This window comes from Streptococcus sp. HMSC068F04 (genome assembly GCF_001837455.1).
GTDB lineage: Bacteria > Bacillota > Bacilli > Lactobacillales > Streptococcaceae > Streptococcus > Streptococcus salivarius_D.
Genome location: NZ_KV832490.1, coordinates 1 through 19377, shown reverse-complemented (window position 1 = coordinate 19377; position 19377 = coordinate 1). Strand labels below are relative to the sequence as shown.

Annotated in this window: 18 protein-coding genes; 16 read left to right on the top strand and 2 right to left on the bottom strand. The window is 41.8% G+C overall.

From position 1 onward, the window contains the following. Positions 1 to 169: 169 nt before the first annotated feature. From scrK to HMPREF2571_RS05465, 13 genes are all read left to right on the top strand, one after another. On the top strand, positions 170 to 1063 hold the full coding sequence (scrK, locus tag HMPREF2571_RS05525; protein WP_013991169.1) for a fructokinase ScrK: 894 nt from the start codon (positions 170 to 172) through the stop codon (positions 1061 to 1063). A 65-nt stretch (positions 1064 to 1128) separates the two neighbouring features. Beyond that, a complete protein-coding gene (gene manA, locus HMPREF2571_RS05520; protein ID WP_070847393.1) occupies positions 1129 to 2076 on the top strand; it encodes a mannose-6-phosphate isomerase, class I in 948 nt (315 codons plus the stop codon). Between the two features lie 2 nt (positions 2077 to 2078). Next, positions 2079 to 2423 (top strand): hypothetical protein, encoded by a 345-nt coding sequence (locus HMPREF2571_RS05515; protein WP_014632612.1) that lies wholly within the window; start codon positions 2079 to 2081, stop codon positions 2421 to 2423. A gap of 182 nt (positions 2424 to 2605) precedes the next feature. Further along, positions 2606 to 5155 carry a preprotein translocase subunit SecA gene (secA, locus tag HMPREF2571_RS05510; protein WP_045769168.1) on the top strand — a complete coding sequence of 850 codons (2550 nt, stop codon included), beginning with the start codon at positions 2606 to 2608 and terminating at the stop codon, positions 5153 to 5155. A gap of 23 nt (positions 5156 to 5178) precedes the next feature. Continuing rightward, positions 5179 to 6210 (top strand): 3-deoxy-7-phosphoheptulonate synthase, encoded by a 1032-nt coding sequence (locus tag HMPREF2571_RS05505; protein ID WP_045769169.1) that lies wholly within the window; start codon positions 5179 to 5181, stop codon positions 6208 to 6210. An 84-nt stretch (positions 6211 to 6294) separates the two neighbouring features. Beyond that, the gene (locus HMPREF2571_RS05500; protein WP_045769170.1) at positions 6295 to 7323 is read left to right on the top strand and encodes a 3-deoxy-7-phosphoheptulonate synthase; all 1029 of its coding nucleotides are present in this window, start codon (positions 6295 to 6297) and stop codon (positions 7321 to 7323) included. A gap of 5 nt (positions 7324 to 7328) precedes the next feature. Next, positions 7329 to 7682, top strand: coding sequence for a holo-ACP synthase (gene acpS / locus HMPREF2571_RS05495; protein ID WP_014632616.1), 354 nt, complete (start codon positions 7329 to 7331; stop codon positions 7680 to 7682). Positions 7683 to 7709: 27 nt separating this feature from the next. Next, positions 7710 to 8813 (top strand): alanine racemase, encoded by a 1104-nt coding sequence (gene alr, locus HMPREF2571_RS05490; protein ID WP_070847391.1) that lies wholly within the window; start codon positions 7710 to 7712, stop codon positions 8811 to 8813. 118 nt (positions 8814 to 8931) lie between these two features. After that, on the top strand, positions 8932 to 10962 hold the full coding sequence (gene recG / locus HMPREF2571_RS05485; RefSeq protein ID WP_256314949.1) for an ATP-dependent DNA helicase RecG: 2031 nt from the start codon (positions 8932 to 8934) through the stop codon (positions 10960 to 10962). Between the two features lie 11 nt (positions 10963 to 10973). Next, positions 10974 to 11480, top strand: coding sequence for a hypothetical protein (locus HMPREF2571_RS05480; protein ID WP_004183442.1), 507 nt, complete (start codon positions 10974 to 10976; stop codon positions 11478 to 11480). A 610-nt stretch (positions 11481 to 12090) separates the two neighbouring features. Then, the gene (locus tag HMPREF2571_RS05475; RefSeq protein WP_070847389.1) at positions 12091 to 12528 is read left to right on the top strand and encodes a hypothetical protein; all 438 of its coding nucleotides are present in this window, start codon (positions 12091 to 12093) and stop codon (positions 12526 to 12528) included. Positions 12529 to 12719: 191 nt separating this feature from the next. After that, positions 12720 to 13328: a DUF2975 domain-containing protein gene (locus HMPREF2571_RS05470; protein WP_049553918.1), complete on the top strand. Its 609-nt coding sequence runs from the start codon at positions 12720 to 12722 to the stop codon at positions 13326 to 13328. 9 nt (positions 13329 to 13337) lie between these two features. Then, positions 13338 to 13550, top strand: a complete 213-nt coding sequence (locus HMPREF2571_RS05465; protein WP_002884695.1) for a helix-turn-helix domain-containing protein — start codon at positions 13338 to 13340, stop codon at positions 13548 to 13550. Positions 13551 to 13599: 49 nt separating this feature from the next. Here HMPREF2571_RS05465 and HMPREF2571_RS10665 read toward each other — a convergent pair whose 3' ends face one another. Together HMPREF2571_RS10665 and HMPREF2571_RS05460 are read right to left on the bottom strand one after the other, a co-directional pair. Next, positions 13600 to 13743 (bottom strand): hypothetical protein, encoded by a 144-nt coding sequence (locus HMPREF2571_RS10665; protein WP_175060895.1) that lies wholly within the window; start codon positions 13741 to 13743, stop codon positions 13600 to 13602. Between the two features lie 3 nt (positions 13744 to 13746). Then, the gene (locus HMPREF2571_RS05460) at positions 13747 to 14715 is read right to left on the bottom strand and encodes an asparaginase (protein ID WP_049553917.1); all 969 of its coding nucleotides are present in this window, start codon (positions 14713 to 14715) and stop codon (positions 13747 to 13749) included. A gap of 71 nt (positions 14716 to 14786) precedes the next feature. Here HMPREF2571_RS05460 and HMPREF2571_RS05455 point away from each other — a divergent pair, with 71 nt between their 5' ends. The 3 genes from HMPREF2571_RS05455 (at position 14787) to HMPREF2571_RS05445 (ending at position 19248) form a co-directional block, all read left to right on the top strand. Next, positions 14787 to 16172, top strand: coding sequence for a Cof-type HAD-IIB family hydrolase (locus tag HMPREF2571_RS05455; RefSeq protein WP_013991159.1), 1386 nt, complete (start codon positions 14787 to 14789; stop codon positions 16170 to 16172). 117 nt (positions 16173 to 16289) lie between these two features. Further along, complete coding sequence (locus HMPREF2571_RS05450; RefSeq protein WP_013991158.1) at positions 16290 to 17471, top strand: DUF6574 domain-containing protein; 1182 nt, start codon at positions 16290 to 16292, stop codon at positions 17469 to 17471. A gap of 46 nt (positions 17472 to 17517) precedes the next feature. Continuing rightward, positions 17518 to 19248, top strand: a complete 1731-nt coding sequence (locus HMPREF2571_RS05445; protein ID WP_013991157.1) for a zinc ribbon domain-containing protein — start codon at positions 17518 to 17520, stop codon at positions 19246 to 19248. Positions 19249 to 19377: the final 129 nt, after the last annotated feature.

Here is a 19377-nt window from a genome sequence, read left to right as displayed (position 1 = left end):
CCACCCGTTAGACGGGTGGTTATGATTTAAATGGCTCATAAAGAAAAGTATGAAGCAGAGTAGTCTGTACCTCCTCAAACAAGGTCTCATTTAGATTGTCTTTTGCCTAGCTTTTCTTTATAATAGTATAAATAGTTATTATTGATCATAAAAGGAGATAGCTTTACCTATGGCTAAACTATACGGAAGCTTGGAAGCTGGTGGTACAAAATTTGTTTGTGCTGTCGGTGATGAGAAATTCCAAGTCGTTGAAAAAACTCAATTCCCAACAACTACACCTTATGAAACAATTGATCGTACGATCGAATTTTTCAAACGTTATGAAGACCAATTGGCTGGAATTGCTATTGGTTCATTCGGTCCAATTGATGTTGATCCAAACTCTGAAACATATGGTTTTGTGACTTCAACACCAAAACCACATTGGTCAAATGTCGACCTTCTTGGTTTGATTGCTAAAGAGTTTATTGTGCCTTTCTACTTTACGACTGATGTTAACTCATCTGCTTATGGTGAGACACTTGTTCGTAAAGGTGTTAAGAGCCTTGTTTACTACACTATCGGAACAGGTATCGGAGCTGGAGCTATTCAAAATGGTGAATTCATTGGTGGTATGGGTCATACTGAAGCTGGTCACGTATATGTACCGCTTCACCCAAATGATGTTTCCAATGAATTTAACGGTACTTGTCCATTCCACCGTGGATGTTTGGAAGGTTTGGCTGCTGGACCATCGCTTGAAGCCCGTACAGGTATTCGTGGTGAATTGATTGATCAGCACTCTGAAGTTTGGGATGTTCAAGCTTACTACATTGCTCAAGCGGCTGTCCAAGCAACAGTCCTTTACCGTCCTGAAGTTATCGTCTTTGGTGGCGGTGTTATGGGGCAAGAACACATGCTTCGTCGTGTTCGTGAAAAATTCACAGCTCTTTTGAATGGTTACCTTCCAGTACCAGATGTAAATGAATATATTGTGACACCTGCTGTTTCAGGTAATGGCTCTGCGACGCTTGGTAACTTCGCACTTGCTAAAGATGTAGCTGACAAGCATGCAAACAAATAAACAAAATATGTAAAATCGCTTTAAGAGATAATCTTAAGGCGTTTTGCTCTATACAGGAGGAAGTAATGGAACCTTTATTTTTAGATTCACCAATGCATGAGAAAATCTGGGGAGGTAATCGCCTCAAGACAGAGTTTGGTTACGATATTCCCAGTGAACACACTGGTGAATATTGGGCAATTTCTGCCCATCCTAATGGTGTATCCTATGTCAAAAATGGAAAATATGCTGGTTTCCACCTGGCAGAGCTTTACAAGGATAATCCAGAACTTTTTGGGAACCCCAAGACTGGTGTTTTTCCTTTGTTGACCAAGATTTTGGATGCTAATGACTGGCTTTCAGTGCAGGTACACCCTGATGATGCCTATGGGCTAGAGCACGAAGGTGAGCTAGGAAAGACAGAATGTTGGTATATTATTGATGCTGAAGAGGGTGCAGAAATTATTTATGGTCACAAGGCTAAGACAAAGGAAGAGCTGGCATCCTTGATTGAAGCAGGTGATTGGGATGGACTTTTGGCGAAAACTCCTGTTAAGAAAGGTGACTTTTTCTTTGTACCAAGTGGCACCATGCATGCTATTGGTCCAGGTATCCTTATCTTAGAGACTCAACAATCTAGCGATACCACTTATCGTGTATATGATTTTGATCGTAGGGATGATCAGGGAAATAAACGTGAACTTCATATTCAACAGTCTCTTGATGTCTTGAATCTAGGGAATCCAGAAAATAGTGTCCCAGCAACTGTTAAGACCTTGCAATTAGAGTCGACTTGTTTGACATCAAACTCCTTTTTCACTGTGTATAAATGGAAACTCAGTGGCTTGGTTGACTTCAAGCAAGCAGCTCCCTATTTGCTTTGTTCCGTACTTTCTGGCAATGGGACCATGACTATCGATTCACGCATTTATTGTCTAAAGAAAGGTGATCACTTCATTCTTCCAAATGATGTGACAGATTGGGAAATTGATGGACAATTGGAGATGATTGTCAGTCACCCTAACGAGGCTTAAGTATGAGTAATGAAAAAGTTTTAGCGGCCCTATTTGAGCGTATTGAAATCAACAAATCATATTATTTTGAAGGAGCTTATTATCGTCTGAAAGACTATGGCGACCACATTTATGGCTTACAACGGGCAATTCCTGGTATGTGTGGTGAAAAAACAGCTTCCCCTAGCATCAAATTTTACTGGAAAAATGGTGTCTTGGACTATCAATTCTACGTTGATTTTGAAGCAAGTCCTATGATAATGAAGGCTTATAGTAGCACCGACCATGCCTTCTTTGAGCAGGCTTTTGAAAATCTTTTGCATGATTTTGAGGATATCCTAGAGAGCCAAGAAAACTCTGAGAAGTAGGCATAAAGTATTATTGTCGATATTTTCAGTGAATCTAATAAAAAAGTTTTAGTTTATTTGCGAATCCATTGTGAAAGCCCTTAAACTAGGGCTTTTTTCTTTGTCAATCCTTGAGTGATTTCTTGTTTAAAGGGGGCTTTTGTGGTAAAATATGGAGATAAAGACTGTCGAAAGGAAAAAAGATGGCAAATATATTACGCAAAGTCATTGAAAATGATAAAGGCGAAATTAAGAAACTAGAAAAAACTGCCAAGAAAGTCGAGAGCTATGCTGATGCAATGGCGGCTCTTTCAGATGAAGAACTTCAGGCAAAAACAGAAGAATTTAAAAAACGATATCAAAACGGAGAAAGCCTAGACCAACTCTTGCCAGAGGCATTTGCAGTTGTTCGTGAAGGGGCAAAACGTGTCCTTGGACTTTTCCCATATCGTGTGCAAATCATGGGTGGTATCGTTCTTCACCATGGTGACGTCCCAGAGATGCGTACAGGGGAAGGGAAAACCCTGACTGCGACAATGCCTGTTTACCTAAATGCTATTTCAGGTGAAGGTGTACACGTTATCACCGTTAACGAATACCTTTCAGAGCGTGATGCGACTGAAATGGGTGAGCTTTATAGTTGGCTTGGTTTGTCAGTAGGGATTAACCTTTCAGCCAAATCACCAGCTGAAAAACGTGAAGCTTATAACTGTGACATCACTTACTCAACCAACTCAGAGGTAGGTTTCGACTATCTTCGTGATAACATGGTTGTTCGTAAGGAAAACATGGTACAACGTCCATTGAACTATGCCTTGGTCGATGAGGTTGACTCGGTTCTTATCGATGAAGCTCGTACACCATTGATTGTATCAGGTCCTGTAAGTTCAGAAACTAACCAGTTGTATCATCGTGCAGATGCCTTTGTTAAGACCTTGACAGAGGATGATTATGCCATTGATATTCCAACAAAAACAATTGGTTTGAATGACTCAGGTATTGACAAGGCTGAAGAATTCTTCAACTTGGACAACTTGTATGATATTGACAACGTTGCCTTGACTCACTATATTGACAATGCCCTTCGTGCCAACTACATCATGTTGCATGATATCGACTATGTGGTAAGTCCTGAGCAAGAAATTCTTATCGTCGACCAATTTACAGGTCGTACCATGGAAGGTCGTCGTTTCTCAGATGGACTCCACCAAGCCATCGAGGCAAAAGAAGGTGTACCGGTTCAAGAAGAAACGAAGACATCTGCCTCAATCACTTACCAAAATATGTTCCGTATGTACAAGAAATTGTCAGGGATGACTGGTACTGGTAAGACCGAGGAAGATGAATTCCGTGAAATCTATAACATGCGAATCATTCCGATTCCAACTAACCGTCCAATTCAACGTATTGACCACGACGACCTTCTTTACCCAACCTTGGATGCTAAATTCCGCGCTGTGGTACAAGATGTTAAACGTCGTTATGAAAAGGGACAGCCAGTCCTTGTTGGTACGGTTGCCGTTGAAACATCTGACTTGATTTCTAAGATGTTGGTTGAAGCAGGTATTCCTCATGAAGTACTTAATGCTAAGAACCACGAAAAAGAAGCGCATATTATCATGAATGCGGGTCAACGTGGTGCCGTTACGATTGCGACCAACATGGCCGGTCGTGGTACCGACATTAAACTTGGTGAAGGTGTTCTTGACCTTGGTGGCCTTTGTGTCATTGGTACAGAGCGTCACGAAAGCCGTCGTATCGATAACCAGTTGCGTGGTCGTGCGGGACGTCAAGGGGACCCAGGAGAATCTCAATTCTACCTTTCACTTGAAGACGAATTGATGCGTCGTTTCGGTTCTGATCGTATCAAGCAAGTCTTGGAACGTTTGAACGCTGATGATGAAGATATCGTTATCAAATCACGCATGTTGACTCGTCAAGTGGAAGCGGCTCAAAAACGTGTCGAAGGAAATAACTACGATACTCGTAAACAAGTCCTTCAGTACGATGATGTTATGCGTGAACAACGTGAAATCATCTACGCTGAGCGTTATGATGTTATCACAGCGGAACGTGACCTTGAACCTGAGATTAAGGCTATGATTAAGCGTACGATTAACCGTACAGTAGATGGTCACAGCCGCAATGATCAAGAGGAAGCTCTTAAAGGTATTTTGAACTTTGCTCGTCAGGCCTTGGTTCCTGAGAATGCCATCTCACTTGAAGATTTACGAGAAGTGGGAGAGGTAACGAAACGTAGTGTTAATTATGACGCTATTAAAGTTTACTTGAATGAGTTAGCAGCTGATGTTTATGATCGTCAAATCAAGAAATTGCGTTCAGAGGAAGCTATCCGTGAATTCCAAAAAGTCTTGATTTTGATGGTTGTTGACAACAAGTGGACGGATCACATCGATGCCCTTGATCAATTACGTAATGCCGTTGGTTTGCGTGGTTATGCCCAAAACAACCCAATCGTTGAGTATCAATCTGAAGGGTTCAAGATGTTCCAAGATATGATTGGGGCAATTGAATATGATGTGACACGTACAATGATGAAAGCACAAATTCATGAACAATCTCGTGAAAATGTGAATGAACGTGTTTCAACAACAGCAACAGGCAATATCCAGGCTCACCAAGCAGATGCTAATGGTCAAGAAATTGACTTTAGTAAGGTTGGTCGTAATGACTTCTGTCCATGTGGCTCTGGTAAGAAATTTAAAAATTGTCACGGTCGTAAACAATTTTAGGAAAAAAGAAATAGGTAATTATTATGGTTTTTAAAGCAGTAAGTGAAAAAATTGATTTTGATGCAGTTAAAGAATCAACTACATTGACAGGTGAAGCCCTTGCCAAGAAACAAGCTCGTGATAAAGAGCTTGAAGCAATCATCAAGGGTGAAGATGACCGTACACTTTTGGTTATTGGTCCATGTTCATCTGATAATGAGGATGCAGTTCTTGATTATGCTCACCGTTTGGCTAAACTTCAAGAAGAAGTGAAAGATAAAGTCTTTATGGTTATGCGTGTTTATACAGCTAAACCTCGTACAAATGGTGATGGTTATAAAGGACTTGTCCACCAACCTGATGCTGAAGGTAAACCAAACCTAATCAATGGTATCAAGGCTGTGCGTAATCTTCACTACCGTGTTATCACTGAAACTGGTATCACAACTGCTGATGAAATGCTTTACCCAGAAAACCTTCCTTTGGTAGATGACCTTGTGTCATATATTGCCATCGGTGCACGTTCTGTAGAAGACCAACAACACCGTTTTGTTGCATCAGGTATTGATGTTCCAACTGGTATGAAGAACCCAACATCAGGGAACCTTAACGTTATGTTTAATGGTATCTACGCTGCACAAAACAAACAAAACTTCCTCTTTAACGGTGAAGAAGTTGAAACATCAGGTAACCCATTGGCACACGTTATTCTTCGTGGTTCAACGAATGAATATGGTAAAAACGTGCCTAACTTCTACTATGATGATGTTCTTGAAACCATCGAACACTATGAAAAAATGGGTCTTGAAAATCCATTCATCGTTATTGATACAAACCATGATAACTCAGGTAAACGTTACTTGGAACAAATCCGTATCGTTCGTCAAACCTTGATTAACCGTGACTGGAATGAGAAAATCAACAAAGTTGCACGTGGTTTCATGATTGAATCTTACCTTGAAGATGGCCGTCAAGATGCGCCAGATGTCTATGGTAAATCAATCACTGACCCATGTCTTGGTTGGGATAAGACAGAAGAATTGATTCGTGAAATCCACGATACTTTGTCAAAATAATAAGGTAACAGAAACCATGTATGGGGAGTGAACCGTTTGGATGACCAAGCGGTTCGCTCTCTTTTCACAAAGAGAGGGAAATAAATGGGAATTCATCAAAATAGTCCGCTGATTGATGTAGCGGAAGTAAGGAAATTACATGCTCTTACGGGAGATGCACTAGTAACTAAACAGGCTAATGATGAGGCTTTGGCAAAAATTATCAAGGGTGAGGACAAACGTATTCTCTTGGTTATTGGTCCATGTTCATCTGATAATGAAGAAGCCGTTCTTGACTATGCTCACCGTTTGGCCAAACTTCAGGAAGATGTGAAAGATAAAATCTTTATTGTTATGCGTGTTTATACAGCTAAACCACGTACTAATGGAGATGGTTATAAGGGGCTTATCCACCAACCAGATGCAGAGGGTGATGTAGACCTTCTTGCTGGAGTTAAGGCGGTTCGCCACCTTCAGTCACGTATTATTACTGAAACAGGCCTTCCAATCGCTGACGAGATGCTTTATCCGTCAAATCTTTCCTTCTTTGATGACCTACTTAGCTACCACGCTGTTGGAGCACGTTCGGTTGAGGACCAAGAACACCGCTTTGTAGCTTCAGGTATTGATGTGCCAATTGGCTTGAAGAACCCAACGTCAGGAAATTTGAATGTCATGTTTAATGGTATCTATGCTGCGCAGAACCAACAGCATTTCCTTTACAATGGCGCTGAAGTTAAAACAGATGGTAACCCGCTCGCTCACGCTATCTTGCGTGGTGCCAACAATGAAAATGGTCAGAACATTGTCAACTACCATTACGAAGACTTGGTTAAGGCTTTGGACAAGTACAGTGCATTTAATTTGGAAAATCCATTTATTCTTGTTGATACAAACCATGATAACTCAGGTAAAAACTTCATGGAACAAGTTCGCATTGTGCGTGAAGTCCTTCTTAACCGTGAGTGGGATGAGCGTATCGCGGATACCGTGCGTGGCTTTATGATTGAGTCTTACCTTGAGGATGGTCGTCAGGACACACCTGAAGTTTATGGTAAATCAATCACAGATCCATGTCTTGGCTGGGATAAGACAGATAGCCTTATTCGTGAAATCCACAATAGACTTTCGTAACAATTATGATTTTTGGACATGGTATAGACTTGCAGGAAATTTCAGCTGTAAAAAAGGCTTATGACCGCAATCCACGCTTTGCAAAAAAGGTATTGACACCAAAAGAGTGGGAGCGTTTTGAATCCCTTTCTGGCAATCGCCAGATGTCCTATTTAGCAGGTCGCTGGGCTGGTAAGGAAGCATTTTCAAAGGCCTGGGGTACAGGTATTGGAGCAGTCGGCTTTAAGGATATTGAAATTTTGACCAATGACAAGGGAGCGCCAGTGGTGACCCAGTCGCCTTTTGAAGGCAATGTCTTCATCTCGATTTCCCATAGCGGTGATTTTGTTCAGGCAAGTGTCATTTTAGAAAAAAACTAAGAGATAGATGTTGGAAGAGGATAGCTTATGATCTCAAGTTTACATCGACCAACCTTGGCAAAGGTTGATCTATCAGCAATTTCAGAAAATATTGAACAAGTGGTTAGCCACATTCCTAAAAAGGTAAAGACTTTTGCAGTTGTTAAGGCCAATGCCTATGGTCATGGTGCTGTTACGGTGGCCAAGCATTTGTCTAAACAGGTAGATGGTTTTTGTGTTTCCAACCTAGACGAGGCACTTGAACTCCGTCAAGCTGGCTTAGAGCAACCGATACTTATTTTAGGAGTCGTCTTGCCAGACGAGGCTCCTTTGGCTATTCAAGAAAACATCACTCTGACGGTAGCTTCGCTTGAGTGGTTGGAAATGGCTAAGGATCAGGGGCTTGATTTGACTGGTTTGACCTGTCATATTAAGATTGATTCAGGCATGGGACGCATTGGGGTGCGTAGCCAAGGAGATGCAGATAGCTTGATTGCTGGTCTGAAGGCACTTGGTGCGGATGTCGAAGGTATTTTTACCCATTTTGCAACAGCTGATGAGGCAGATGATAGTAAATTCAAGCGTCAATTGGCCTTCTTCACGGATTTGGTTAATAACTTGGTGGACCGCCCTCGCTTGGTACATGCAAGCAACTCTGCGACGAGTATCTGGCATGCAGAAACAGCCTTTAATGCTGTACGTCTGGGTGTCGTGATATATGGTCTCAATCCTAGTGGCAGTGCTTTAGAACTTCCCTATAACATTCGTCCTGCTTTAAGCTTGGAGACAGCGCTTGTTCATGTTAAGATCCTGCCAGCAGGTCAAGATGTGGGTTATGGTGCAACGTATACGACGACAGCTGATGAGGTTATTGGAACCATTCCGCTTGGCTATGCGGATGGTTGGACCAGAGATTTACAAGGTTTCCACGTTATTGTTGATGGACAGCTTTGCCCAATTGTTGGGCGTGTGTCTATGGACCAGATCACTGTTCGCCTTCCTAAGGTTTATCCCCTAGGAACTCCAGTTACGCTTATGGGGGAAAATGGGGGAGCAAGCATCACTGCGACAGAGGTGGCTGAAAAACGTGGCACTATCAACTACGAGGTCCTTTGTTTGCTTAGTGATCGTGTACCTCGTAGCTATGATTAATATAAATAAATAGAAATCCAGTTTGATACTGGATTTTTTGATTTTAGTGAAGAGCATTTTCATGTGTTATAATAGCTGATAAGGCTTCCTCTTTCACGAGGAGAAGAACACGATAGAAATGATAGAGGATATGATTCGACTAGATTCACCAATTGCGGATTTGAAAGGCTTTGGTCCTAAGTCCGCTGAAAAATTTACCAAATTAGATTTACACACGGTTGGGGACCTCTTGCTTTATTTTCCTTTCCGATATGAAGATTTTAAGAGTAAGTCTATCTTTGAACTGATGGATGGCGAAAAGGCTGTTATTACGGGAACGGTGGTGACCCCTGCCAATGTACAGTATTATGGCTTTAAACGTAATCGTCTGAGTTTTAAAATCAAGCAAGGAGAGGCAGTGATTGCCATTAGTTTCTTCAACCAGCCTTATCTTGTGGACAAGATTGAGATGGGGGCAGAAGTGGCTATTTTTGGCAAATGGGACCAGAAGAAGTCTGCAGTGACTGGTATGAAAGTGTTGGCTCAAGTTGAGGACGATATGCAGCCAGTCTATCATGTGGCCCAGGGCGTTAGTCAGGCCCAGCTGATAAAGGCTATAAGGGCAGCTTTTGATAGTGGGGCCTTGAATTTGTTGGAGGAGAGTCTCCCACAGGTGCTTATGGACAAGTATCGTCTCATGGGACGTCAAGAGGCTGTGCGTGCCATGCATTCTCCGAGAGATTTGGCTGAATATAAGCAGGCTCTGCGTAGGACCAAGTTTGAAGAGCTCTTTTATTTCCAGATGAACTTACAGGTACTGAAGGCTGAGAATAAGTCCGAAACCAATGGTCTAGCAATTGCTTACGATGAGGCCAAAATCAAAGCCAAAATTGCAGAATTACCATTCCCATTAACAGAAGCCCAACAGCGCAGTTTATCGGAAATCCTAGCTGATATGAAATCTGGGGCTCATATGAACCGTCTCTTACAAGGAGATGTGGGCTCAGGGAAAACAGTTATCGCTAGCCTGGCTATGTATGGGGCCTATACTGCAGGATTGCAGTCTGCCCTTATGGTACCGACGGAAATTTTAGCGGAGCAGCACTATCAGAATTTACAGGGGCTTTTTCCTGAGCTAGAGGTAGTGCTCCTAACTTCTGGGATGAAGGCGGCGGACAAAAAGGTAGCTCTTTCCAAAATCGAATCTGGGGAGGCTCAGATGATTGTGGGGACTCACTCACTGATTCAGGATGCTGTGACTTATCACAGGCTTGGGCTAGTAATTACTGATGAGCAGCACCGTTTTGGGGTTAATCAACGTCGTATTTTCCGTGAGAAGGGTGACAATCCTGATGTCCTCATGATGACAGCGACACCTATCCCTAGGACCTTGGCGATCACTGCCTTTGGAGAGATGGATGTGTCAATCATTGACCAGATGCCAGCTGGGCGTAAGCCCATTATTACCCGTTGGGTTAAACATGAGCAACTAGATACCGTACTGACTTGGATCAAGGGCGAGTTGGAAAAAGATGCTCAGGTCTATTTTATTTCACCTTTGATTGAAGAGTCTGAGGCTCTCGATTTGAAAAATGCGGTGGCCCTTCATCAGGAACTCACAGATTTCTTTGGGGATTCAGCTAGAGTGGCCCTGATGCACGGTCGCATGAAAAATGATGAAAAAGACCAAATTATGCAGGACTTCAAGGATAAAAAATCTCAGATTTTAGTATCAACTACAGTTATCGAAGTGGGGGTTAACGTGCCAAATGCTACGGTTATGGTCATTATGGATGCCGACCGCTTTGGACTTAGCCAGCTTCACCAACTTCGAGGACGTGTAGGTCGTGGCCATAAGCAGTCCTACTGTGTTTTGGTGGCTAATCCTAAAAATGATACCGGGAAAAAACGCATGCAGGCCATGTGTGAGACTACGGATGGTTTTGTTCTAGCAGAAGAGGACCTTAAAATGCGTGGTTCAGGAGAGATCTTTGGAACACGTCAGTCAGGAATTCCTGAATTTCAAGTGGCTGATATTGTGGAAGACTATAATATCTTAGAGGAAGCAAGGCGCGTGGCCAGCCAAATTGTATCTGACCCTAACTGGCGTGAGAATGCTGATTGGCAGGTGCTTGGAGCTCATTTGAGAAGCCAAGGCGAGTTTGATTGAGGAGGAAACCCATGAAAAAGAAACGGTTAAAAATCGATTTTTTTGCTATCTTGCATCCTTTATTTCTTATGATGTTAGGTCTCCTGTTTTATTTTTTCGCCTTCATCTTGATTTGGTTTATTACCGAATTGGCAAAGTTGATAGAAGGAAAGACGGACTTTCATACCCTATATCTTTATTCACTTCTTATCTCTCTAGTTTGTTCGGTATTACTGATTATGTACGTCGCGGGTTTTATAGCTCAGCTGATTATCCATATACAGCATCAAAAGGAAAGGACGCTTTTGCCGGTCTGGTGTATGCTTACGGCTGTACTGATGCTTGTGCCCCTATTCGAAGATTTTAGTATCTTAGGCTCGTCCTGGAATTTTAAAGGGTATTTTCTTTCCATAGTTGCTTACATTGCCTATCTCTTTACAAAGCTACCCAAGGTTATTGAAAGTTACCGCTATCATGCGACAATTCGCTATGCTGTTTGGGTGGCTCTAGTCCTGGGAATTATTTTATCCATGCTTTAGACAGAAAAACTCTCAGTAAACTCACTGAGAGTTTTAAGTTTCCTTCAAGCTTATTACAAGCTTTCTTTAAGTTAGGTAACCTATAATAAAACCATCAAAACGAGATAGGTTTTGATAATAAAACGTTTTGGCTAAGCCAAACCATTCCTAAAAAGGAGGACAAAACAATGACAGTAAAAATCAAAGTAACCTACAACCGAAATTTCCAGAAGCATCCTCAAGACTTTAAGGTTTATCAAAACTAGTATTGATGCTAGGAAGAGGCTAAATTTACCCATATTCTACAACTTTCATCCCTCATTTTCCAAAATCCCTTTTTCCTTTTTTCATAACGTAGAATCCCTCTTCTTAAACTCATAAAAAGTCTAGACGGAAGCATGACCAGTCTAGGCGATTAACATAAGTAAGCTAACCAGTTGAGATTTTCTTGACTGGTTTTTAAATTTAGATAAAAAAATATCGAAAAACGATAAAAATGTGTTGACAAGGAGAAATAAAGAGTGTAATATATATTCATCGATAAACGATAATAAATTTTCGATAAAGACAATCTTATTCGCGAAAAAGAGAAATTATTTACTAAAACTATTTAACAAAGGAAAAACCTATCATGAAAACACTTAAACCAATCATCAACGCTCTTCTTATTCTTCTTATGGCAATCTACGGTCTTGCAATGCTTGCTTTACTTATCCTTCCTTTTGTGAACGTGGCCAATCTTTTCCCAGGTGCAGAGGTTCAATACCTTTCTGGTTGGGGTTACTGGCTGGTCGCAGAGCTACAATTTGCCTTCTATCTTGCCTTGATTTGGCTCCTTCGTAAAGAGTTTAAAGATTTTACTTGGAAGGCACTTTGGACAGAAGATTTCTCACTTTTCTTGAAAAAGGCTGCCCTTCTAACCTTTGTGCCATCAGCCTTGAATATCTTCTTGCAGTTGGGAACGACAGATCACCTAGTAATGGACTTCAGCACATCAGTTTGGCTCTTCTTGGTCTCTCTAGCTTGTGATGCTATCCGTCTTCGTAAGGGACAAACGGCTGTTAAATAAGTGAAAGAATCTTATTTGAAAAGTAGTAAAATCTTACCTATAAACTAGTATTTTATATTGATATTCGATATAATTGATACTGTTAATAGTTAGCTAATGATTTAGTATGAGGTCAAGGGCTCCTAGAGGCACCTTGGCTTTTTCTAGTCTATGCTCAAAGAAATCAAATGAATTTACAATCGAGGTAACACATGACAACTATCTTATTTTATTTTTTTATCATCCTAGCCTTGGCTGGCTCTAGTTATTATGGTTGGAGATCGGCCAAAAGTGCTAAAAATCGTCAGGAAACGCAAGAACAGAAACGTCTACGTAGTATTCTCCTGTTCGTTAATGTCCTCCTTTTTGCGGGCTTTTTAAGTCTTGTTATTACCATTCTTAATGATGCCTTTATCCTGACTGGTCATGAAGGACTCTTACAACAAGGTTTGCGTATGCTTCTTGGTTCGGGGGTTACTGTGAAAAGTACTAGCACTAGTCTGACGCTTTTTACAGCAACCATTGATTTCCTTCGTATGTCAGTCAACATAGGCTTCTTGTTGTGTCTACGTGTCTTTCTGATTAATCTTTATCGTTCTGATATTTTTATCGCTAAAAATGCTAAGTTGGTTCGTTGGTCAGCGCATTTGCTCGTTCTTGGGGCCTTTATCAATAATGGTATCTTTACATTTGGGACAGGCAACCAGAGTTATAGTTTCTTTAATATCAGTTATTTGCTAGTTAGTTTTGTCCTCTATGCTGTTGCTATGATTTTGACTAAGGCTAATACCATTGCTGAGGAAAATGAGTACACGATTTAGGAGGGGCTTATGATTATTGTCAATTTGGACGTTGAACTTGCCAAGAAGAAGATGCGTTCGGGTGAGCTAGCAGAACGTATTGGTATTACTCCAGCCAATCTCTCGGTTCTTAAGACAGGCAAGGCTAAGGCAATCCGTTTTACAACACTGGACGCTATTTGTAAGGAGCTAGATTGCCAACCAGGAGATATTCTTGAATATAGACCAGACGAAGAAAATTAAAAGCCTGAAGCAGTTCAGTCACCTTTCTAGTGACCATGCTTCAAGCTTTTTATTTTTTCTTCAACCATGCAATCAGGGATAGACTGGCTAGCACGGTGCCACAGACCATGGCGATATGTGTTTTTGAGACTGTCAGCTCATAGTGGAAATCTTTATTTTCCAATTTATCGGTTGCTTCAATACTAAGTTTCATGTCTTATCCCTCGATATAGTCTTTCAATTCTTGGTCTTTAAGTCCCGCACTGAGTGCGATGAGGAGTTTGAGGCGAGCCTTTGGTGCGTTGAGTTCTTTAACAAACATAACGCCAGCTTCTTGGAGTTTGACTCCCCCGCCTTCATAGGCGTAGACAGGTTCGGCGATACCGTTGAAGCAGCGGGAAACGAGCACAACAGGGACTCCTTTTTCCATAAGATTTGTGATTTCTCTTGCAGCCAATGGTGGGAGATTTCCGGCACCTAGTGCCTCGATAACCACGCCATCAATCTTTTCAGGGTCTAGGAGACTGATGATTCCATCTCCGATACCCATCCCAGCATAGGCCTTGATGATTGGTACTGTTCCTGTGATTTGTTCCAAGTCAAAGCGTACACGAGGCTCAGCAGTTTTGAACCAGAGGATGTCATGCTTCATGATGATGCCTAGTGGACCATGAGTTGGTGTGTGGAAGGTTGCCACGTTTGTGGTATGGGTCTTAGTCACATACTTGGCTGCATGGATTTCATCATTCATAACGACCAGGATTCCTTTGTCAGTGGCCTTGTCGTCGCTAGCAACACGTAGGGCTGAGAGATAGTTATAGACTCCGTCGCTTCCTAGTTCGTTCGACGAACGCATGGCACCAGTTAGGACGATTGGAATCTCAGGGACGGCCATGGTGTCTAGGAAGTAGGCTGTCTCTTCCAGAGTATCTGTTCCGTGGGTGATGACCACACCATCATATTGCCCAGCTGTTTCCTTGATTTTTTTGTAAATATCCAGCATGTGGTAGGGTGTGATATGCGGGCTGGGGATATTAAGAAAATCGAGAACGGTTAGTTCTAAATTGTCTAAATCAAGTCCCACATGGTTCATGGGATTATCAGCGTTTTGGCTGACCTTGCCATCATTATCCGCTGACATGGAAATTGTTCCTCCAGTGTGAAGAACTAGGATTTTTTTTGTCATTTATATTACTCACCATTATATTATATGTTATAATTTATTTTAGCATAAAATGTGAGAAGGAGGGGAGCTCTGTGGCCATTAAAGCAGTCTTTTTTGATATTGATGGGACTTTTCTAAATGACCGAAAACGTGTGTCAAGTTCAACCAAAAAAGCTATCAGTCAAATGAAGGAAGATGGTATCTTGGTTGGTTTGGCAACAGGTCGTGGTCCAGGATTTGTTCAGCCTTTCATGGATAATCTGGGTCTGGATTTTGCAGTCACTTATAATGGTCAATATATTTTGACTCACGACAAGGTCCTTTATCAAAATCAGCTCCCTAAATCAACAGTCTACAACTTGATTCGCTATGCCACCAAGCACCGTAGAGAGATTTCTCTAGGGACAAGCACAGGTCTTGTTGGTTCCAATATTATTAGTATGGGGACGAGTAAGTTTGGGCAAATCGTCAGCCGTATTGTCCCTAAGTCCTGGGCTAAGATGGTGGAACGTAGTTTCAAGTCTTTGATTCGTCGTTTCAAGCCACAAAGTATTGAGACTCTTAAGACTATCATGCGTGAGCCTATTTATCAGGTGGTTATGGTAGCGACGGTGGGGGAAACACAAGATATTGAAGAAAAGTTTCCTCATGTGAAGATTACCCGTTCAAGTCCTTATTCAGCCGATATTATTTCAGCGGACCAATCTAAGTTAAAAGGTATCGCTCATCTAGGTGAGGTTTTTGGTTTCGAACTCAGTGAGGTTATGGCCTTTGGGGATTCGGAAAATGACCTAGAAATGCTGTCTGGCGTCGGCATTGGTGTTGCCATGGGTAATGGTGAAGACGAGCTGAAAGACCAGGCTACCCATGTCACTGATACTAATAACCAAAATGGGATTGCCAAAGCCTTGTCACACTACGGTTTGATTCATTTTGAGACAGAAAATTCATTTACCAGTGATGATGACAACTTCAACAAGGTTAAGGATTTCCACCATTTGATGGATGGCTCAACTAACGACATGCCTCGTGTTTACGGTATCGAGGAAGCTGGTCACCGTGCGGACTTCAAGTTGGAAGAAATTGTCGAATTCCTTTATGCTTCATCAGGTGGGGACAAGCGTGTCTTTGGTCAGGCTGTTCTGGATTTGCATGCTGCTCTTGATAAGGCAGCCCTCAAAGTTAGTTCTAAAGAGCACTCAGAGTCAACGATGGTTGGTCAGGTGGATGCTTTGACTGACTTGCTTTACTTGACCTATGGTTCATTTGTTCTTATGGGGGTGGATCCTAAACCTTTCTTTGATACGGTTCATGAGGCTAATATGGGGAAAATTTTCCCAGATGGAAAGGCTCACTTTGATCCCGTGACCCACAAAATTCTTAAACCAAGTGACTGGGAAGAGCGATTTGCACCAGAACCACACATTAAACGAGAGCTGGATCGTCAGATTCAAAAATCTCTACAAAGAAACAGATAAGAAGATATAAAGGTTTGGACAGCTTGCTCCGAACCTTTTTCTAATAAAAATGACATTTATTAATGGCTTTATTTGTGATAAAATGAAGTCATTCTATGTATTTTTAAGGAGATTATTATGACTAAAGCAGATTGGTTAGACTTTTTTGAAGCCATCAACGGTCGTTCAGCGACTGAAGAAGAAATTGCAGCAGCACTTGCAGCTGGTGAGTTCCAAGATGACGCACCAGCAGTAGAAACTGCTCCAGTACAAGAAGCGCCAGCACAACCAGCATTCGCTAATGTTCAAGAAACACCAGCCCAAGAGGCGCAACCACAGCCAACTTTCGCTGGTGCCCAAGAAGCGCAACCACAGCCGACTTTTGCGAGTGCACAAGACGCGCCAGCGCAAGCTCCTTTTGCAAATGCTCAGGCAGCCCAAGCACAACCAACCTTTGCGGGTGCTCAAGCTGCTCCAGTACAAGGAGTGCCAAATCAAGCAGCGCAACCACAAGCTGGTTTTGCCAATCCTCAAGCTGGTCAACAAGCGGCTTTTGCTAACGGTCAACCTCTTCAACCAGGTCAAAACGTTCAATTTATCAATGGTCAAGCTGTAGTTGTACCAGCGCAACCATCAGCATTTGCGACAACTTTCAAAAACTACTGGACATGGTTGCTTAATGCATGGCGTCGTCCAGCTGACATGACAGATTATGGGAAACACAATGGTTGGCTTAACTATATCTTCTTGTCACTCTTCACTGGACTTGCCTTCTTTGCAATCTTGAGCGCTGTGGCACGTAAATTTGTTAGCCCAGTTGTATCAACAACAAACGCATTGTCTAGTATGTTTGGTTCTTACGGAACAGATAGTTACTCATCTTCATTTTCAAGTCATACATCTAGCATTGGTTTTGGAGCTTTCTTTGCAAGTATCCTAGCTGCCTTCCTCTTTATCTTTGCCTTTATCTTGGCAGGATTTGTAACACGTAAGGCCATCTTCCGTGATCCTGAGACTACTTTCTTGAATAGCTTTGACCGTTTTGGTCGCTTGACATCATTGGCCTTGCCAATCTTGCTAGTAACAATCTTGTTGGGAGCTATTGGACTTGTTGCCTTCCCAGGATTCTTGTTCTATGTTGTTTACTTCTTATTTGCAATTGCTAATCTATTTACAATTGTTCCTGTAACAACAGCGTGGAAGGCTGATAAATTCTATCAAATGATTTTGGCAGCACTTTTGAATGGTGTCATTTTGTCAATCTTGTTTGCAATTGTATTTGCTATCATGTCATCATTTACAGTAGGTCTTCTATTCTAAGTAAACCTCTGACGATTTTTGAAAAAGCAAGTTTATAGGAGTCTTTATGGCAACAAAAGAAAAGTGGATTGATTTATTTGAAAAGGCAGTTGGTCGTCCGCCCCATGCTTTGGAGATTGAAGAAGGCCAAAAAGCAGACTTTGATTTAAAGGCTATTAAAGGCATTGCGGCAATGGGCTTGGACCAAGAGGCCACTCCTTCTGAACCAACAGAAGAAGTTGATGAGTATGACGTTGCCGAGGAAGTGTTTGAAGATGTACCGCTTGGTGATGAAGAGGAAACGACTCCTTTAGAAATTGAGGAGCTTTCACCAGTATCTCAAGCAGATCAAGGTCAAACTGAAGAGAATTCAGAGGCCGCTTCTAAAGAAGCACAAGCCATCTGGATGAAGGCTTTTAAAACCTATGTTGGACGTCAGCCTCTTCCTGAGGAATTCCTACTTGGTAAGTCTTCAGGTTATGATGTGTCAACCATCCATCAGTTTATCTCAGATGGTAAGGCAGCGAAACCAGCCAAGCAAGCCATGGCTAAAGGAAAGAAAATCCTAATTATTGCTGGTGTTGTTGCAGCAGTCTTAGCGCTAGCTGGTTACGGCTTTGGTTCTTATTACTATTCACGTGGTCAAGTAGCAGAGCGTTATGAAGCAGCAGCTAAGAAGAGTTTTAAAGATAGCTTGGAATACCAAGTATGGTCTGATACTAAAAAGGAAATTAAAACATCCGAAGTCAAGTACACAGACACTAAAAGTACACAAGCCTATAGCAAGAGCCAACTCCTGTCTGGCGAACGTATGCAAAAGGTTGGACGTCAGTTCCTTATTTTTCCTAAGTGGCGAGTCGTGGTAGATCCTGGAACGGTTGATTTAACCGTTAATACAGCTGATTTGAATGTGACTATTAACGGAGTTTCTTATGCTACTACAGATGGCAATAACTACACGGCTAAATTGAACCATCTCTATCCAGGAACTTACAATTTTGTGGCTTCTGGTAAGGTCAATGACCAAGATATCACTGTCTCATCTGAGGAAAATGTTACTTCTAAAACAGAAGTCAACCTTTCTGTAGAGTATCTTAGCTTTACTGTTAAGTCTAATCTTAAGGACGGAGACCTCTACGTTGGTGGTACCAAAGTTGGAACCCTTAACTCAGGGAAACTAGATGTTAACAAGGTAGCAGTAGCGGGTTCATCAGCTGTTTTTGTTAAGAAGAATTTCGAAGATGGTAGCTCTATTAAAACAGAGACATTGTCTATTAAGAAAATCTCTGAAGGCCAAACGGTGACTCTTGATGCTGATGGTGTTCTTGACCGTGATACGGCAGATCGTCTTTTGACCGCTGCTTACGGTAAATTTGGTAGCTACGCTTCTAATCACAACACGACACCAGATGGTGTATCCGACATTTTCCTTAATGGTACTGATGATACCATGTACAAGGATGTAACGGCTGATATTGATAGAAATACTACGGGTGCTAAAAACCGTGCCGCTGATAGTATTACCTTCTCGGACGTTGACGTCACAGAAGTCGTTCAGACTGGTGAGAAGACCTTCAAGGTGACCTTCACTGCAGTTTATGATTTCTACTATGGTTATAATTCGAAATTCAAGTCATCAGGAGATATCAAAGATAAAATCTCTTGGTCTTGTAATGTGGAATACGTTGGCGACGATGATAGTGATTCTAGCGGTAGCGGTTCTAACTACAGCGACTACCGTATCAATGGTAAGGCCGGTGAATCACAAAAAGTAAGTCGTGAAGATACTGTGAAATAACAGTTGCTTGCTCAGTTAGTTAGCATTGAACGGATTACGAATAGGAGGTTAGTCCTCCAGACTAAAAAATGAAGAACTTGGCAATTGCCAGGTTCTTTTGTTTGTGACTTTAAGTCCGTTTCGCTCCGA

Excerpts from the sequence above, each read along its gene's own strand:
- recG (WP_256314949.1), top strand. The coding sequence starts at position 8,932 with ATGATAGAGGATATGATTCGACTAGATTCACCAATTGCGGATTTGAAA.
- manA (WP_070847393.1), top strand. The coding sequence starts at position 1,129 with ATGGAACCTTTATTTTTAGATTCACCAATGCATGAGAAAATCTGGGGA.
- HMPREF2571_RS05470 (WP_049553918.1), top strand. The coding sequence starts at position 12,720 with ATGACAACTATCTTATTTTATTTTTTTATCATCCTAGCCTTGGCTGGC.
- HMPREF2571_RS05505 (WP_045769169.1), top strand. The coding sequence starts at position 5,179 with ATGGTTTTTAAAGCAGTAAGTGAAAAAATTGATTTTGATGCAGTTAAA.
- HMPREF2571_RS05465 (WP_002884695.1), top strand. The coding sequence starts at position 13,338 with ATGATTATTGTCAATTTGGACGTTGAACTTGCCAAGAAGAAGATGCGT.
- HMPREF2571_RS05460 (WP_049553917.1), bottom strand. The coding sequence starts at position 14,715 with ATGACAAAAAAAATCCTAGTTCTTCACACTGGAGGAACAATTTCCATG.
- secA (WP_045769168.1), top strand. The coding sequence starts at position 2,606 with ATGGCAAATATATTACGCAAAGTCATTGAAAATGATAAAGGCGAAATT.
- HMPREF2571_RS10665 (WP_175060895.1), bottom strand. The coding sequence starts at position 13,743 with ATGAAACTTAGTATTGAAGCAACCGATAAATTGGAAAATAAAGATTTC.
- HMPREF2571_RS05445 (WP_013991157.1), top strand. The coding sequence starts at position 17,518 with ATGGCAACAAAAGAAAAGTGGATTGATTTATTTGAAAAGGCAGTTGGT.
- scrK (WP_013991169.1), top strand. The coding sequence starts at position 170 with ATGGCTAAACTATACGGAAGCTTGGAAGCTGGTGGTACAAAATTTGTT.
- HMPREF2571_RS05450 (WP_013991158.1), top strand. The coding sequence starts at position 16,290 with ATGACTAAAGCAGATTGGTTAGACTTTTTTGAAGCCATCAACGGTCGT.
- acpS (WP_014632616.1), top strand. The coding sequence starts at position 7,329 with ATGATTTTTGGACATGGTATAGACTTGCAGGAAATTTCAGCTGTAAAA.
- HMPREF2571_RS05500 (WP_045769170.1), top strand. The coding sequence starts at position 6,295 with ATGGGAATTCATCAAAATAGTCCGCTGATTGATGTAGCGGAAGTAAGG.
- HMPREF2571_RS05515 (WP_014632612.1), top strand. The coding sequence starts at position 2,079 with ATGAGTAATGAAAAAGTTTTAGCGGCCCTATTTGAGCGTATTGAAATC.
- HMPREF2571_RS05475 (WP_070847389.1), top strand. The coding sequence starts at position 12,091 with ATGAAAACACTTAAACCAATCATCAACGCTCTTCTTATTCTTCTTATG.
- HMPREF2571_RS05480 (WP_004183442.1), top strand. The coding sequence starts at position 10,974 with ATGAAAAAGAAACGGTTAAAAATCGATTTTTTTGCTATCTTGCATCCT.
- alr (WP_070847391.1), top strand. The coding sequence starts at position 7,710 with ATGATCTCAAGTTTACATCGACCAACCTTGGCAAAGGTTGATCTATCA.